Below are 15,360 nucleotides of genomic sequence, written 5' to 3'. Positions count from 1 at the left end.
TCAATCCGGACGTTCCTTCAAAACCATCCGGGTTGTATTTAACCAAGAAGGAGGAAATATACTATGGCACAGATTACCAAAGATACGGGTATTATTGAAGCCGTTCAGAAACACCCGCAGATCATCGAAATCTTCCAGCAGTACGGCCTTGGCTGCGTCGGCTGCATGGCTGCTCATTTTGAAACTATCGGTCAGGGTGCCGGTGCTCACGGCATCGACGTCGATGCCCTCATTGCCGACATCAACGACTGCATCGCAGAAAGCGGTAAATAAGATAAAAACAGCAACCTTCTGGCTCTCACAGCCAATCGAAAACTATCGACTGAGAGCTTAGAAAACGCCGGAAGCCCGTATGAACACTAGGTTTATACGGGCTTCCGGCGTTTCTGTTATCTTTTTAACAGGCCTTGCTCATTGTATATGGTTAACGAGCTCCAGCGGCCATCTGCTTTTTAATTTGACAGGTAATAATGCCGTCACCAAAAGAGTTACAGCAGCGATTGCAGGATATGCACGCAGCCGGACGTCTGTCCCGTTTCCAGCGATTGGGAAGGTCCGGTTCCCTCACCAGAGGCCGCCCCAAGGACACGGCAGACACCTTGGTTTCACTCAAGGTGCGCTCTACCACGTCAGGCGTCCGATAGCCGCAGACGCTGATAACCGGGACCGTTACGCGGTCAGCAAGAAGGGCTGCATATTTTAAGAAGGGCGCCTCGTTATCCCTACCGACAACAGGAGTAAAGGAGGCCTCAGAATTGTCCATGACCATCCCCGAAGATACTTCGATAAAATCGATGCCTTGGCGCTCAAGTTCTTGGCACACAAAAAGGGATTCTTCTTCCCGAATGGAATGCTCATTCAAATCGTTGAAGGGAAATTTCACCCCGACAATAAAGTCACTTCCGACGGCCTGTCGAATGGCATTATACACTTCAAACAAAATCCGAGCCCGGTTTTCAATGCAGCCGCCATATTCATCCGTCCGATGATTCGTCGATGGCGAAAGAAAAGTATTGATTAAAAAGCCATGGGCGCCGTGAATCTGGATTCCGTCGACACCGGCTTGTTTACACCGCAGGGCAGAAGCCGCAAAATCGGCAGCCACTGTTTGAATTTCTTCTTTTGTCGCTTGGTGATATGTTCTGCCGTCGGATACTTTTTTATCGCATACAGCCAATCGATCATAGCCTTCACCGGAATACGTTTTATCTCCGCAGTGCTGCAACTGCACCAAAATCGTTCCGCCCCGTCCATGGACAGCTTGCGCAATCTCAGCCAGGTCTTCGACATACCCATCGCAGCGGGTATTGACCATCACCGGAGCGACGGCAGCCGATGCGCTGACAGCGTGCATTCCCGTAATGATTAAACCGCTTCCGCCGTCGGCGAGTTCAACATAGCGTCCTTTGATTTTTTCGGTAATTTTCCCCTTGTCGGCGCCATACTCAAACATGGCACTGGCCACCAGACGATTCGAGATTTGCTTTTTCCCCAAATAAAAAGGTGTGTACATCATCGTTGCCATAGAAATTCCTCCTATTTATGTTGTATATACATCAAAAATAACAAAAAAATAATACCTACTTCGTGTAGTACATGGTAAAACTGGCGTCAGCAATGCTCTTATCTTTGTCATTATATACTTCAACAGAAAAGGTCGAAACCGTGCGCCCCTTTTTTCGTTCAAACACCTTGGCCAGCAGCGTATCGCCGCAAAAGGCAGGTCGGAAAAAATGGATGGTACTGTCCAGTGTAACCGCCCATTGATTTTGAAGGGTAATGTAGGTACCGACAGCACTGTCACATAAGGCAAATAAGGTTCCGCCGTGAACGGTCCCTTTAGGGTTAAGCAGCTGCTCTGTGACCTGCAGCTCCAACGTAAACAGGCCTTGTTCATCCCAAAAAGCCCGATGTAAATCCAGCAAATTATGCAATCCGCCAGCCCCTGGCTGAAGATTAAAAACCTCTTCGATCGTCATCCAATCACACCTCCCATGTAAGTCCTCATCTCGACACTCCTTTCTCATCGGTATGTATGTTGTATATACATCAAACAAGGTAAAAAAAGATTATAAGTCCTGCAGTAGTGTCAAAGCCCCTTCTAAGGCTGCTAATTGTTCTTCGCTCAATTTTTCTTCAAACTTGCGCTGTGCCTGTTCCCACAAAGCCGCCGCTTCCCGGCAGACAGACACCCCTTTCTCGGTCAGTTCCAACACACTGTCTCTGGTCCCTGCCGCTTTATTATCTGTGATATAATCAGATTGGATAAGCGGCTTAAGGCTTCTTGCCAGCGTAGATCGGTCGAGCAGGGTGATTTCCGCTAACGCGCGAACGTTGCAGCCACGATGTTCGGCAATGGCATTGAGCAAAGAATACTGCCGTACCGTTACCCCAGAAGGCGCAAGAATGGTGTCATAAAAATGAATTACATTTTCGGCACTTCTTCGCATTTTCAGACAATGGCAGACCGTGTTGTCGATTCTCTTGCCCATGCTTCTATTCTCCTCCCCATTAGATGTATATACATCATAAAGCAAAAATCCCCTTCTTGTCAATCCCCTGCCGCTGGAGGCCTAATCCCTACCGAAAATCTATTTTAAATCTCATGAAAAATAACGCCAGACAACTTCAAAGAAACCAGTATTTTTCTTAATGCTTCCCATTTAGACAGTATCGCACTTTTAAGTGCATACTTCCTAAGTTTATCGATCTATGGTATCATACTTCTATCCTAAGAAAAGACATATTTAGTTATTTATATATATAAGGAGAGATTGCCATGAAAGAAAAAATCAACGTGTTTGAAAAAGCACCGGAAATCTTAACCAATCTGCCCAAGGGCGTCTTGTTGACGACCAAGGCCGGCGACCGTGTCAATACCATGACCATCGGCTGGGGAACCCTCGGCGTCGAATGGGGCAAGACCATTTTCACGATCTATATCCGCCAGAACCGCTTCACCCATGAACATTTGGCTAAGAACCCGGAATTTACGGTCAACATCCCGGTCGGCGCCTTCGACCGCTCCATCCTGGGAAAGGCCGGCACGACCAGCGGCCACGACGGCGACAAGATTGAAAAAATAGGTCTTACCCTGGAAGATCCCGAAGTCATCTCCGTACCGGGCATCAAAGAACTGCCCCTTACCTTGGAATGCAGGGTCCTCTTCCAAAAAGACCAGGAATTAGCCGATATTCCCAAAGACATTAACGACGAATTCTACCCGCAGAACGTCGACGGCAGCTTCCACGGTGCCAACCGCGACAGCCACACGGCTTACTACGCCGAAATCGTCGCCGCTTATATCATCAAATAAATAACTACCGAAAGGTAAAGGCCCTCGAGAGCCGGACTGAGTCCGACGCCCGAGGGCCTTTTTAATAGCCTGGGATGGCTTTCTATGAACGTTTTGCAAAATCAGCCGCTGCCGTAAACAGGATATCCGTCGACGAGTTGAGGGCTGTTTCCGTCGAGTCCTGAAGGACGCCGATGATGAAGCCGACGCCGACGACCTGCATGGCAATGTCGTTGGAGATACCGAAGAGGCTGCAGGCCATGGGGATCAGGAGCAGAGATCCGCCGGCAACACCCGATGCGCCGCAGGCGCCGATGGCCGACAAGACGCTGAGCAGGAGCGCCGTCGGGAAGTCAACGGCGATACCCAAGGTATGAACGGCCGCCAAGGTCATGATGGAAATGGTGATGGCCGCACCGGACATATTGATAGTAGCCCCGAGGGGAACGGTGACCGTATACGTATCGGGGTCGATGCCGAGTTCTTTCGCCAGAGCCATGTTGACCGGGATGTTCGCTGCCGAGCTGCGCGTAAAGAAGGCCGTCACGCCGCTGGTCGAAATACACTTCCAAACCAGGGGATAGGGATTTCTTCTAAGCTTGGCATAGACGATGATCGGATTGACGACGAAGGCAAAGATGAGCATCGTCCCTACGAGGAGGGCTAAAAGCTGAGCATAGCCGACGATGGCTTCGATGCCGTTAGAAGAAATGGAATCAGCAACGAGGCCCATGATGCCGAGGGGAGCCAGGCGGATGACCCACTGGACACAGGTCGTGACCGCATTGGCACAGTCGTCGAGGACGGCCTTGGTCGATTCCGACACGCGGCGGACGGCGACACCAAAGAGGACGGCCCAGCCGAGGATACCGATATAGTTGCCGGTCATCAAGGCGTGGACCGGATTATCGACGATATTCTTCAGGAGCGTCGTAAGGACTTCGGCAATGCCTTCCGGAGCCTTATTGTCGGCAGCCGATACGTCGAGCTGGAGAGTCAGCGGGAAAACGTAGCTGATCATGACGGCGAAAAAGGCAGCTAAAAAGGTGCCGATGAGATATAAGATGATGACGTCTTTAATTTTCGACTCATGATTTTCTTGTTTCCGGCTAAGGGCCGAAGCAACTAATACAAAGACTAAGACCGGAGCAATCCCCTTCAAGGCGCCGACGAAGATAACCCCTAACAGGGACAATTCGCGAGCGGCGGCAGGGAAACCCAGGGCTACGGCAATGCCGATGATCAAGCCGACGATGATCTGCTTAATCAAGCTGATGCGATTCAGGGCACTCCATAAACTATGCATACCAAAAACCTCCCATAGAACATATCGTTCCAAAAACACAAATGTACATTATAACAGAACACTTACTTCATTATAGAATAAAATCTACAAAATTTCAATACAAAAAAAATGAATAGCCTATGCTGTCAGAGACAGACACAGGCTATTCATGATAAGTAAATTTGCGATAGTCCCGCGGACTAAAGCTTTATGGTGTGAAAAATTATTCGCTCAAGACACCGGCGCAGCGAGCGCAGAGTGTCGGATGGCTGGCATCGGAACCGACGGTATCGGTGTGCATCCAGCAGCGTTCGCATTTTTCGGCATTCGACGGTTCTACGACGACCTTCATATCGCTGTGGTCTTCACCGGCAACGGCATCGGCCGGAGCTTCGCCTTTGACCAGTTTAGCTTCGCTGACGATGAGCAAGGTTGCCAGCTGATCCTGCCAAGAGCTGAGGAAATCGTAGTCTTCCCCATCGGCATAGATGGTGACGGCAGCGTCGAGGGCGTGGCCGATCTTGTGTTCCTGACGGGCGCCTTCGAGGATACGGGTCAGGTCGCGGCGGTAGGACAGGAAATGGTCCCAACGAGCGTCGAGGTCGGCATTCAGGTATTCTTTATGGGCTTTCGGCCAATCCGTGAGGAGGACGCTTTCTTCTTTCCCATCGACGGCCGGCATATTCTGCCATACTTCTTCTGCCGTAAAGGACAGGACCGGAGATACGATCTTGACCAGCGTATCCAAGATGATGTACATCGCCGTCTGGGCGCTGCGGCGAATCGGAGCATCGGTCTTTTCCGTGTACAGGCGGTCTTTGATGACGTCGAGGTACATGGCACTCAGATCGACGGTGCAGAAGTTGTGGATGGCGTGGTACATGACGTGGAACTGATAGTTTTCATAGGCGTCGGTGACTTCTTCGAAGACCTGTTCCAAACGGAGGAGTGCCCATTTATCGAGTTCGGTCATATCCTGGTAGGAAACAGCATCTTTCGACGGGTCGAAGTCGGCCAGGTTGCCCAAGAGATAGCGGAAGGTATTGCGGATCTTGCGGTAGACGTCGGAGAGCTGTTTCAAGATCTTCGGCGACAGGCGGATATCGCCCTGGTAGTCAGCCGACGAAACCCACAGGCGGAGGACATCGGCACCGTATTTTTCGATGACTTCCTGGGGAGCTACGGTGTTGCCGACGGATTTACTCATCTTGCGGCCTTCGCCGTCGACGGTAAAGCCGTGGGTCAGGACCGATTTATACGGAGCGTAGCCGTTGACGGCCACGGACGTTAAGAGCGAGCTGTTGAACCAGCCGCGATGCTGGTCCGAGCCTTCGAGGTACATTTCGCAGGGATAATCGAGATCGGGATCGTGCTTCAGGACGCCCTGATGGGTGCTGCCGCTGTCGAACCAAACGTCCATGATGTCGCTTTCCTTGCGGAAATGGGTGCCGCCGCAGTGCGGGCATTTATAGCCTTCAGGCATCAATTCCTTGACGTCGTACATCCACCAGGCGTCGGAACCGTCTTTGGCAAACATCTTCTGCAAGTGGCCGATGGTGTCATCGTTGATGATGTGTTCGCCGCAGTCTTCGCAGTAGAAGATCGGGATCGGAACACCCCAGACACGCTGACGGGAGATGCACCAGTCGCCGCGGTCGTGGATCATATTGTAGATGCGGTCATGGCCCCAGGACGGAATCCATTTGACCGTATCGATGGCTTCGAGGGCTTTCTGACGGAAGCCGTCGACAGAAGCAAACCACTGTTCCGTCGCCCGATAGATGATCGGGTTCTTGCAGCGCCAGCAGTGCGGATACTGATGGCGGAAGGTGTTTTTGGCAAAGAGAGCACTCTGTTCAGCCAATTTCTTGATGACCGGTACGTTGGCATCGAAGACGAACTGGCCTTCAAAGCCGGGAACCTTATCGGTATAACGGCCGGAACCGTCGACAGTGCCCATCGGTTTGAGGCCCCAGGCTTCATACTTCATGCAGACGTCAAAGTCATCCTGGCCGTGGTCAGGAGCCGTGTGAACGAGGCCCGTGCCGGCTTCGAGGGTGACGTGGTCGCCGAGAATGATGGGAACCTTGCGGTCGTAGAAGGGATGCAGGAAGACCATGCCTTCGAGCTGCTTGCCGGTCATGACGTCGGGCAGGACTTCGTAGTCCGTTACTTTCCCGGCCTGCATGGTGACGTCGACCAATTCCTTGGCCATCAGGAGATATTCATCGCCGACGCGAACCCAGACGTATTCCAGATTTTCGTTGGCGCTGATTGCCTGGTTACAAGGAATGGTCCAGGGCGTCGTCGTCCAGATCAGGGCAAATACCTTTTCCGGATCGGCATCTTTCGGCATGTGGCCGCTGACGTCGACGGATTTGAATTTGACGTAGATGGAGAACGATTTATCGTCGTTATATTCGATTTCGGCTTCAGCCAGTGCCGTTTCGCAGTGCGGGCACCAGTAAACCGTTTTCAGGCCTTTGTAGATATAGCCTTTCTTGGCCATTTCGCCAAAGACGCCGATCTGTGCGACTTCGACGTGTTTGCGAAGGGTCAGGTAGGGATCTTCCCAGTTGCCGAGGACGCCGAGGCGGATGAAGTCCTTCTTCTGTTCTTCGACGCGGGCTAAGGCGTAGTCGCGGCATTTGGCTCGCAAGTCGAGGGGCGTCATTTCATGGCGATTGAGGCCCGTATCTTTGATGACGGCGTGTTCAATCGGAAGGCCGTGGGTATCCCAGCCGGGAACGTATTTCGTATAGCAGCCCTGCTGGGTCTTATATTTCAGGATAATGTCTTTTAATACTTTGTTTAAAGCATGGCCGATATGGATCTTGCCATTGGCATAGGGAGGGCCGTCGTGCAGAATGAACTTAGGCGCTCCGTCCCGTTTCTGCAAGCGTTTTTTATAAATGTCATGATCCTGCCAGAATTTCAAAAAGTCCGGTTCCCGTTTCGGCAGATTGCCGCGCATGGGGAATTCCGTCTGAGGCAGATGTAAAGTCTTACCGTAATCCATGATGCTTCCTCCTCTGTCTGTGTGAAAAAAAATAACGTCTCCGCCCCAAAAAGGGACGAAGACGTAATCACCGTGGTACCACCCTATTGACTGCTCATGCAGCCACTTTGACGCGCAATAACGACGCGGCCCGGCAGCTGGTTCGCAGCTGCAGCTCCCAAGTGATCCGCCAGTATACAGCCTTTGCCGGGCTCTCACCATCCCCGGTTCGCTAAAAAAGCTGCGCCATACTGGCCGTCTTGTTCATAGCTTTTACACTTAATTATTTAATACAATTTTCATTGTATATAAGCGTATTGTAAGGTCTCTCCCCCTATTTGTCAAGAGGATTTATTTCCAATACTGTACAGTACTTTCGTCAATACCGATCGAGGCCGCCTTAAAGACCGGAATCTGTCCGGCATCACGCTGCTGCTGGTAGTCTTTCATGGCATTGACGGCGACTTTACTGAGGATAAAGCAGGCCGGAATGTTGATGAAGCACATGATGGCCATCAGGATGTCGGCAATAGCCCAAACGGCAGCCATGGACATGCCGGCGCCGATGAAGACAACGGCGATGCAGACGATGCGGAAGGTATGGACGAAGCTCTGAGACGGAGCCCCTTTATGGATGAAGCGGATACAGTTGTCGACGTAGTATAAGTTGCCGATGAGCGTCGAGAACCCGAAGAGGAGCATGCAGACCGTGATGAGGAGCGGTCCGAAACCGCCGAAGACGGCTGAAGCGGCGCCCTGTACGTAAGCGGCACCGGCAGCTTCTTTGGTGATGGGAACGCCCGAGAAGAGGCCCATGAAAGCCGTAGCACTGCAGACTAAGAGGGTATCGATGAAGACCGACAGCATCTGGACCAACCCCTGTTTGACAGGATGGCTGACGTCAGCAGCAGCTGCCGCATTCGGAGCCGAACCGATACCGGCTTCGTTCGAGTAGAGGCCGCGTTTGATACCGTAAATGAGGCAGGAACCGGAAACACCGCCGAAGATAGCTTCAAAGTCAAAGGCATCGGCGAAGATCATGGTAAATACCTGAGGCAGGCTGGAAATGTGGGCCACGACGACGACCAAGGCTGCCAGGATGTAAATGGCGCCCATGACCGGAACCATGATCGACGTGACTTTGATGATGCGCTGGCCGCCGCCGATGAGGCAGTAGCCGACGAGGGCTGCAAAGACAGCGCCGAGGATCCACGGCGTCATCGTAGGATCATAGAAGTCGTAAACCAGGAAGGTCGACTGCATGTTAAACGAACAGAGGAGATTGAAGCCGCCGGCATAGGTAAGGATCAAGGATAAGGCAAAGAGGACGCCCAGACCCCGATTGTGCATGGCCGTTTCAATGTAGTAAGCCGGGCCGCCGTAGCTGTGGCCTAAGGCGTTGCGGCGTTTGTAAACCTGAGCCAGGGTACTTTCGATGAAGGCCGTAGCACCGCCGATGATGGCGATGATCCACATCCAAAATACCGAACCCGGACCGCCGAGGCAGATTGCCGTCGATACGCCGATGATGTTGCCCGTACCGACGCGGGATGCCGTCGAAACCATGAGGGCCTGGAAAGACGATACGTTTCCGTCTTTCGTCGGTTTTTCCATGACGACGCGAATACTTTCAACGAACATGCGAAGCTGGATGAGCCGTGTTTTCCAGGAGAAAACGAGGCCGGCTGCGACGAGGATGACCATTAAAATCGGATAATAAAGGACATCGTCAAGGTAATTCAGGACGTCCATGACCATAAAACCACTCCTAACCATAGTAAAAAATGATAAATAAATGTAACAATTCCTATAAAAAATCATAAGATATAAATGGACACTTTGTCAATGGTTTTTGACAAATTAGCACAGGATATTTTTATATTCATTCATTGTGTAGTATAATGGCGGTAGAAAGGCAGGCGTTTTTATGATATCCATCGAGCAGGTCATCCAAAAGGCTATCGCCTACGATAAGGGCGACGCCAGACGTATCCACCATTTCCTTAAAGTCTATGCCTATGCCGATACCATCGGCCGGCTAGAAGGTCTCTCCAAAGACCAACAAACAGTCCTCCAAACGGCTGCCGTCCTCCACGACATCGGCATTCATCCGGCCGAAGAAAAATACGGCTCGTCATCCGGCCATTTTCAAGAGCTCGAAGGGCCGGCACCGGCGCGGGCTATCCTGGAAGAACTGGGAGCTGATGAAAAGCTCATCGACAGGGTCTGCTTCCTCATCGCCCACCACCACACCTACCGCGGTGTCGACGGCGCCGATTACCAGATCCTCCTGGAAGCCGACTTCTTAGTCAATGCCTATGAAGATCAACTAAAGCCCGAAGCCATTCGGACTTTTAAAGAAAAAGTGTTCCGCACTCCGGCGGGACTCGACTTATTGAAACAGACTTATGGCGTGTAACGAAGGGAGTTTTTTTCTATGACAGCAATTGAAACATTCGTCGACATGGTCAAACATTCGGACAATATCGTCTTTTTCGGCGGCGCCGGCGTTTCCACCGAAAGCGGCATCCCCGATTTTCGCAGTACCGACGGCCTCTATAACCAGCACTATAAGTATCCGCCGGAAACGATCCTGAGCCACACCTTCTTTAAAGAACAACCGGAAGAATTCTACCGCTTCTACCGCGACAAGATGCTGGCCCTCGACGCCAAACCCAACATGGCCCACCTCAAACTGGCCGAACTCGAAAAGGCCGGGAAATTAAAAGCCATCGTCACCCAGAATATCGACGGCCTCCACCAAAAAGCCGGCAGCCAGAACGTCCTCGAACTCCACGGCAGTGTCCACCGCAACTTCTGCATGCACTGCCATAAATTCTTCGACGCCCAATATATGAAAGATTCCACCGGCGTTCCCAAGTGCGACGCCTGCGGCGGCACGATAAAGCCTGACGTCGTCCTCTACGAAGAAGGCCTCGACAACGACGTCATCGAACAGTCCCTGCACTACATCAGCCAGGCCGACATGCTGATCATCGGCGGCACGAGCCTCGTCGTCTACCCCGCCGCCGGCCTGGTCCGCTACTACCGCGGCAAAAAACTGGTCCTCATCAATAAGTCGACGACCGATATGGACAGCGCGGCAGACCTGGTCCTCCACGATGCCATCGGCGACGTCTTCAGCCACATTGAACTCTGATCGAATCATCTTTCACGCAAACGAAACAGCCCCGACAGGTTTCCTGATTAAACCTGTCGGGGCTGTGTGCTGTATATAAAGATTAAAAGTTAGGAAGCTGCTATAGCCGCAGGCTGCCAGTTTTTGCAAACGTCGACAAAACCCTTGGCGTTCGTACAGTCGAGGAGTTCATCCATGGTGAGGCGTACGGTGCTGTTGAGGCTGCCGGCAGCCGTGTACAGGACCTGATAACGCTGAAGCGACACGTCGAGGTAGACCTCGGTCCCCGCCTTTAAGAGATACGGCGAAACGGCGCCCGGCGCGTAACCGGTGACGTCTTCAACCTGGGCAAAGGGCACCATCTTGGACTTCATGCCGAATTGATGCTGATACTTCTTATTATCGACCTTGGCTTCGCCGGACATGAGGATGATGACGACTTTTCCGTCCTGTAAAAAGGACAGTGTCTTGGCAATCTGCCCGATGTCACAACCGATGACGGCTGCCGAATGTTCCGCCGTATCGCTGACTTTATCGCGGACGGTGATCCGATCGGCAAGCCCCTTCCCTGCAAAAAATAAACGAACCTTATCTGCTGTCATATTGAATTCCCCCTTGTGTTTTATCCCTTTCACTGATATGATGATAGCACCAGTTATACATACATTCAACAATTTTATTGTATGCATTATAAAAAAGAGGGATTTCTATGGCAACCTTTCACTATGATTATGAATACTTACTGACCTGGAAACCGGAAAGAGAGCGGCTCACCCGTCCGGTCTACCAGTCTCTGGCCAAAGCGCTCGAAGACGATATCGCCAGCGGGGCCCTTCCGGCCGGAACCAAGCTGCCGCCTCAGCGGGAACTGGCCAACTTCCTCGATATCCACTTTACGACCGTTACCCGGGCTTATAAAATCTGCGAACTGAAGGGCCTCATCTATGCCGTCACCGGCAGCGGCACCTTCGTGTCGGCCAGCGAAGCCAATGAGGTCACCCTGGCAGCAAATTTAGGCTCAGCGCCCCTCATCGACTTAGGCTTCGTCAGTTCCTTTGAAAGCTGCAATGAACTGTTGACGGCGACGGCCAAAAAGGCCTTGGCCCAGCAGAATTTCTCCTCCCTGGCGACTTACGACTTTCCGACCGGACTTCCCCGGCACAAGGACATGGGCCTGCGCTGGCTCGAATCCTTGGGCGTCCATACCGATGCCAATCACATGGCCATCGTTTCCGGCACCCAGAACGGCCTGGCCCTGGCCTTGCTGGCCCTCTTTTCACCGGGCGACCGCATCGCCGTCGATACCTATGCCTATGCCAACTTCATTGAACTGGCCAAAATGTACCGCCTGCGCCTGGTCCCCATCCGCGGCGACGCCGAGGGCATGTCGCCCGAGGCCCTGGAATTCCAGTGCCGCCAAAATCCGATCCGGGGCCTCTTCTTAGTCCCGTCGTGCAACAATCCGACGACGGTCACCATGACCGACAGGCGAAAAAAGGCCTTGGCCCGGATTATCCGAGACCATGGCCTTATCCTGATTGAAGACGATATTATGGCTTTTTTGACGGCTGGCCTGCTCCCTGATTACCAAGGACCTTTATACCGTTTGGTACCGGACCAGACCGTCTACCTCTGCGGGACGTCAAAGTCGATCTGCTCAGGTCTGCGCGTGACCTATATGGTATTTGGCGAACCCTTTCGCGAAAACTTATTAAAAGCTTTATACAACATCAACGTCAAGACGTCGTCCGTCGATGCCGAAATCATTTCCGCCGTCATCGCCTCCGGGAAGGCCCGGGAAATCGTCGAAAAGAAACGCCTCTTAGCGAAGAAACGCCAGGCCCTGTTCGACCGTTATTTTCCAAACGGTGGCAACTGCGGCCATCCCTACAGCTTTTTCCGCTGGCTGCCCATTGCCGATACACGACGGGGAGCGGAGATCGAACAAGAACTTTTGACCCACGGCATCCGGGTCTACCATTCCGACCGCTTTCTCAGCGGTCACCATGAAGACGCCCGCTACCTTCGCATCGCCCTGTCGACGGTCGATACGGAAGAAACCTTGTCCCGCGGCCTGGAAATCCTCCGGCAGTATGCGCAGGTATAACAGGGTATTTCTCGGGCACCCCAACGTTCCTTCAACCATTCATGCGGTTATTTTCCTTTGAAGCGAGCCGGCCGCTTTTCGAGGAAAGCCCGGATTCCTTCGACAAAATCGTCAGACTTCGTCGAACGGACTTGAATCGCCGCTTCGGCCATCATAAAGGCATCAAAATCCGGAAAAGAGCTCTGCCACAACAATTCTTTAATCCCCTTATAGACGAGACTCGGCCCGGCAGCCAGCTTTTCGGCCATCTTCATCGTTTCTTCAAGAACCTCTCCATTCTTCGTCACCTTGGTAATGAGGCCGAGATCATACATCTCTGGTGCCGAAAGGGGCCGGCCCGTTGCAAACAGTTCAAAAGCCCGGGTCCTGCCGATGAGGCGCGGCAGGATATAAGCGCCGCCCGTATCAGGCGTCAGGCCGATATTGACGAAGGCCTGCATGAACTGCGCCTTTTCTTCGGCATAAATCATGTCGCAGGCTAAGGCCAAATTACAGCCTCCTCCGGCAGCCGCTCCTTGGACGGCACAGAGGACGGGCTTACTGTATTGGCGCAGACGCTGGGTCAAAGCCGTCAGCGTCCGTACCAGGGGCCCGATATCAAAGTTTCCGGCCTCGACTTCATCCATCATGTAGCGGATATCCCCGCCGCCGGAAAAGACGCGGCCAGCCCCGGTCAGGACGATGACCTTGACATCTTCATGCTGCTCACAGGTTTCAAAGGCCTTGGACAAGTCTTGAGCCATCTTCAAATCCAAGGGATTGAGCGTGTCCGGAGCATTCATTTCAATCGTAGCTACGCCGTTTTTAACGGTAAAACCAGCTTTTGTGTACGCCATATTCTATTCCTCCCGTCTCACGAAAAAATAACGGTTCAGCAAATACCGGCGCGACGTCCCCTTCACCGGCAGATAGACGTATGTCCATGTTATACGTCGATAGTAGCATAGCCCAAGCATATATTCAATGAGATAATTGTATGTATTATGAAAAACCGGCATATCGACACGACTTTATAATCCATACAATATTTCAATTGATTATAGGCATCTTCCATGATAGGATAAAATCAAACTATATTTACGGCACAAAAGGCACCGCCGCCCCTAAAGGTTCGGGCCTTTTCCAAAAGCAAAACCATCTTTAGGAGGTAAATTCCGATGAAAATCACCATTCTCATGAGCAGTCCCCGAAAGAACGGTAACACCAAGCAGTGTCTCGATCCCTTTTGCGACGAATTGAAAAACCTCGGCCACGAGTACCAAATCTTTTGGCTCTATGACTACCAAATAGATCCGTGCTACGCCTGCCGCGGCTGTCAGAAGGATTGGCAGCACTTTGCCTGCGTCCGCCGCGATGACCTCGAACCCATTGCCGACGCCGTCTTCGCCAGCGACCTCATCGTCCTGGCCACGCCCATCTACTCCTGGTACTGTCCGGGCCCGATGAAAAACGTCCTCGACCGCTTCGTCTACGGCTTCAACAAGTATTACGGCGACGAAGTCGGCCCGTCCCTCTGGGCCGGCAAAAAGGTGGCCCTGTTTGTGACCTGCGGCTATAAACCGGAACACGGAGCCGACCTCTTTGAAGAAGGCATCAAGCGCTACTGCAAACACTCGAAGCTCCAGTACCTTTCGATGTTTGCCGAACGCCATTTAGGCTATAAGACGGTCTTTATGGACGACAAAAAAGCCGACCACGCCAGAGCCTTTGCCCGCGAAATCACAGAGACGGCCGAAGCATAAGCGCAGACGCAAAAAAAGCTTCCATGAAAAATCATGGAAGCTTTTTCTATGGAAGTCCTTATGCTTCGACGACGCTGATGCGCTGCTTGATGTGGTTCCCCTTTTCGATTTCATCGACCATGGCGATGGCGTAATCGGCATAGGAAATGATCGATTCGCCTTTGCCGTTCAAGGTAAATTCTTCACCGGCCAGGATGTACTTTCCGGTCCGTTCGCCATCGGCACGAAAATCAGCAGCCGGGCTGACATAAGTCCAGTTGACGTCGTCATGACGGCGCAGTCCGGTCAACGCCTGGCCCATGGCCCCGGCAACGGGTTTGTAGTCATCAGGGAAGTCCGGCGTTTCCATCAAAGTCGTCGTGTGTTCTTTGTCGACAAAGAGGGATCCGGCACCGCCGACGATGAGCAGACGGACCGGGCTGCCGCTGAGGATGCTGCACAGGTGTTCGGTCAGCGTCGAATGCTGGGGCAGCGTTTCTGGCGACCAGGTGCCAAAACCGTTGACGACGGCATCGAAGCCTTTCAAGTCATCGGCCGTCAAGTCGGCAATATCTTTCTGGACGTAATGCTGGGCATCGGTCATGTTTTCCGGTTTCCGGGCAAAAGCCGTTACGTCAAAGCCTCGTTTAACCGCTTCCGTAATCACCTTGCGAGATACTTTTCCACTAGCTGCTAAGACCGCGATTTTTTTCGTCATCATACAACACTCCTTCTGTTTGTAATACCTTATTCCATCATAAACCTCGGCGATGATCCGTCGTTAGTTGTAATATCTTTAGTTACATTTATTCTAG

The 15,360-nt window shown here is 52.2% G+C and carries 15 protein-coding genes; 6 read left to right on the top strand and 9 right to left on the bottom strand.

Annotated features, from left to right (window positions below):
- Positions 1-63 precede the first annotated feature (63 nt).
- Positions 64-273 (top strand): DUF1858 domain-containing protein, encoded by a 210-nt coding sequence (locus HMPREF3201_RS06160; RefSeq protein ID WP_044504989.1) that lies wholly within the window; start codon positions 64-66, stop codon positions 271-273.
- Positions 274-424: 151 nt separating this feature from the next.
- Here HMPREF3201_RS06160 and HMPREF3201_RS06155 read toward each other — a convergent pair whose 3' ends face one another.
- The 3 genes from HMPREF3201_RS06155 to HMPREF3201_RS06145 form a co-directional block, all read right to left on the bottom strand.
- Complete coding sequence (locus HMPREF3201_RS06155; protein ID WP_062412228.1) at positions 425-1,525, bottom strand: oxidoreductase; 1,101 nt, start codon at positions 1,523-1,525, stop codon at positions 425-427.
- Positions 1,526-1,580: 55 nt separating this feature from the next.
- Positions 1,581-1,979, bottom strand: a complete 399-nt coding sequence (locus tag HMPREF3201_RS06150; RefSeq protein WP_062412227.1) for a PaaI family thioesterase — start codon at positions 1,977-1,979, stop codon at positions 1,581-1,583.
- Between the two features lie 90 nt (positions 1,980-2,069).
- Positions 2,070-2,492, bottom strand: coding sequence for a MarR family winged helix-turn-helix transcriptional regulator (locus tag HMPREF3201_RS06145; RefSeq protein ID WP_062412226.1), 423 nt, complete (start codon positions 2,490-2,492; stop codon positions 2,070-2,072).
- A 287-nt stretch (positions 2,493-2,779) separates the two neighbouring features.
- Between HMPREF3201_RS06145 and HMPREF3201_RS06140 the strand changes: the two genes are divergently transcribed.
- Positions 2,780-3,316, top strand: a complete 537-nt coding sequence (locus HMPREF3201_RS06140; protein WP_062412225.1) for a flavin reductase family protein — start codon at positions 2,780-2,782, stop codon at positions 3,314-3,316.
- Between the two features lie 82 nt (positions 3,317-3,398).
- On the opposite strand, the gene sstT is transcribed toward HMPREF3201_RS06140, so the two are convergent.
- The 3 genes from sstT to HMPREF3201_RS06125 all read right to left on the bottom strand — a co-directional run bounded on the left by sstT (position 3,399) and on the right by HMPREF3201_RS06125 (position 9,336).
- Positions 3,399-4,601: a serine/threonine transporter SstT gene (sstT, locus tag HMPREF3201_RS06135; RefSeq protein WP_062412224.1), complete on the bottom strand. Its 1,203-nt coding sequence runs from the start codon at positions 4,599-4,601 to the stop codon at positions 3,399-3,401.
- 202 nt (positions 4,602-4,803) lie between these two features.
- A complete protein-coding gene (gene ileS / locus HMPREF3201_RS06130) occupies positions 4,804-7,599 on the bottom strand; it encodes an isoleucine--tRNA ligase (RefSeq protein ID WP_062412223.1) in 2,796 nt (931 codons plus the stop codon).
- Positions 7,600-7,929: 330 nt separating this feature from the next.
- Positions 7,930-9,336, bottom strand: a complete 1,407-nt coding sequence (locus HMPREF3201_RS06125; protein WP_062412222.1) for an alanine/glycine:cation symporter family protein — start codon at positions 9,334-9,336, stop codon at positions 7,930-7,932.
- Positions 9,337-9,505: 169 nt separating this feature from the next.
- Between HMPREF3201_RS06125 and HMPREF3201_RS06120 the strand changes: the two genes are divergently transcribed.
- Together HMPREF3201_RS06120 and HMPREF3201_RS06115 are read left to right on the top strand one after the other, a co-directional pair.
- Positions 9,506-9,997: an HD domain-containing protein gene (locus tag HMPREF3201_RS06120; RefSeq protein ID WP_062412221.1), complete on the top strand. Its 492-nt coding sequence runs from the start codon at positions 9,506-9,508 to the stop codon at positions 9,995-9,997.
- An 18-nt stretch (positions 9,998-10,015) separates the two neighbouring features.
- The gene (locus tag HMPREF3201_RS06115) at positions 10,016-10,738 is read left to right on the top strand and encodes an NAD-dependent protein deacylase (protein ID WP_062412220.1); all 723 of its coding nucleotides are present in this window, start codon (positions 10,016-10,018) and stop codon (positions 10,736-10,738) included.
- 89 nt (positions 10,739-10,827) lie between these two features.
- Here the strand turns inward: HMPREF3201_RS06115 and HMPREF3201_RS06110 are convergent, their stop codons facing one another.
- The gene (locus tag HMPREF3201_RS06110) at positions 10,828-11,319 is read right to left on the bottom strand and encodes a YbaK/EbsC family protein (RefSeq protein WP_062412219.1); all 492 of its coding nucleotides are present in this window, start codon (positions 11,317-11,319) and stop codon (positions 10,828-10,830) included.
- Positions 11,320-11,426: 107 nt separating this feature from the next.
- On the opposite strand from HMPREF3201_RS06110, the gene HMPREF3201_RS06105 reads away from it, so the two are divergent.
- Positions 11,427-12,824 (top strand): aminotransferase-like domain-containing protein, encoded by a 1,398-nt coding sequence (locus HMPREF3201_RS06105; protein WP_062412218.1) that lies wholly within the window; start codon positions 11,427-11,429, stop codon positions 12,822-12,824.
- 47 nt (positions 12,825-12,871) lie between these two features.
- On the opposite strand, the gene HMPREF3201_RS06100 is transcribed toward HMPREF3201_RS06105, so the two are convergent.
- A complete protein-coding gene (locus HMPREF3201_RS06100) occupies positions 12,872-13,660 on the bottom strand; it encodes an enoyl-CoA hydratase/isomerase family protein (protein ID WP_062412217.1) in 789 nt (262 codons plus the stop codon).
- A 321-nt stretch (positions 13,661-13,981) separates the two neighbouring features.
- Here HMPREF3201_RS06100 and HMPREF3201_RS06095 point away from each other — a divergent pair, with 321 nt between their 5' ends.
- A complete protein-coding gene (locus HMPREF3201_RS06095) occupies positions 13,982-14,566 on the top strand; it encodes a flavodoxin family protein (protein ID WP_062412216.1) in 585 nt (194 codons plus the stop codon).
- Between the two features lie 58 nt (positions 14,567-14,624).
- Here HMPREF3201_RS06095 and HMPREF3201_RS06090 read toward each other — a convergent pair whose 3' ends face one another.
- On the bottom strand, positions 14,625-15,266 hold the full coding sequence (locus HMPREF3201_RS06090) for an NAD(P)-dependent oxidoreductase (RefSeq protein WP_227163175.1): 642 nt from the start codon (positions 15,264-15,266) through the stop codon (positions 14,625-14,627).
- Positions 15,267-15,360: the final 94 nt, after the last annotated feature.

Origin of the sequence: Megasphaera sp. MJR8396C (genome assembly GCF_001546855.1) — a bacterium.
GTDB lineage: Bacteria > Bacillota > Negativicutes > Veillonellales > Megasphaeraceae > Megasphaera.
This window is presented reverse-complemented; position numbering and strand designations above follow the sequence as displayed.

What these genes read in the sequence shown, in the direction of transcription:
- HMPREF3201_RS06090 (WP_227163175.1), bottom strand. Translation starts at nt 15,266, where the DNA reads ATGATGACGAAAAAAATCGCGGTCTTAGCAGCTAGTGGAAAAGTATCT.
- HMPREF3201_RS06155 (WP_062412228.1), bottom strand. Translation starts at nt 1,525, where the DNA reads ATGGCAACGATGATGTACACACCTTTTTATTTGGGGAAAAAGCAAATC.
- sstT (WP_062412224.1), bottom strand. Translation starts at nt 4,601, where the DNA reads ATGCATAGTTTATGGAGTGCCCTGAATCGCATCAGCTTGATTAAGCAG.
- HMPREF3201_RS06095 (WP_062412216.1), top strand. Translation starts at nt 13,982, where the DNA reads ATGAAAATCACCATTCTCATGAGCAGTCCCCGAAAGAACGGTAACACC.
- HMPREF3201_RS06125 (WP_062412222.1), bottom strand. Translation starts at nt 9,336, where the DNA reads ATGGTCATGGACGTCCTGAATTACCTTGACGATGTCCTTTATTATCCG.
- HMPREF3201_RS06115 (WP_062412220.1), top strand. Translation starts at nt 10,016, where the DNA reads ATGACAGCAATTGAAACATTCGTCGACATGGTCAAACATTCGGACAAT.
- ileS (WP_062412223.1), bottom strand. Translation starts at nt 7,599, where the DNA reads ATGGATTACGGTAAGACTTTACATCTGCCTCAGACGGAATTCCCCATG.
- HMPREF3201_RS06105 (WP_062412218.1), top strand. Translation starts at nt 11,427, where the DNA reads ATGGCAACCTTTCACTATGATTATGAATACTTACTGACCTGGAAACCG.
- HMPREF3201_RS06100 (WP_062412217.1), bottom strand. Translation starts at nt 13,660, where the DNA reads ATGGCGTACACAAAAGCTGGTTTTACCGTTAAAAACGGCGTAGCTACG.
- HMPREF3201_RS06150 (WP_062412227.1), bottom strand. Translation starts at nt 1,979, where the DNA reads ATGACGATCGAAGAGGTTTTTAATCTTCAGCCAGGGGCTGGCGGATTG.
- HMPREF3201_RS06145 (WP_062412226.1), bottom strand. Translation starts at nt 2,492, where the DNA reads ATGGGCAAGAGAATCGACAACACGGTCTGCCATTGTCTGAAAATGCGA.
- HMPREF3201_RS06160 (WP_044504989.1), top strand. Translation starts at nt 64, where the DNA reads ATGGCACAGATTACCAAAGATACGGGTATTATTGAAGCCGTTCAGAAA.
- HMPREF3201_RS06120 (WP_062412221.1), top strand. Translation starts at nt 9,506, where the DNA reads ATGATATCCATCGAGCAGGTCATCCAAAAGGCTATCGCCTACGATAAG.
- HMPREF3201_RS06110 (WP_062412219.1), bottom strand. Translation starts at nt 11,319, where the DNA reads ATGACAGCAGATAAGGTTCGTTTATTTTTTGCAGGGAAGGGGCTTGCC.
- HMPREF3201_RS06140 (WP_062412225.1), top strand. Translation starts at nt 2,780, where the DNA reads ATGAAAGAAAAAATCAACGTGTTTGAAAAAGCACCGGAAATCTTAACC.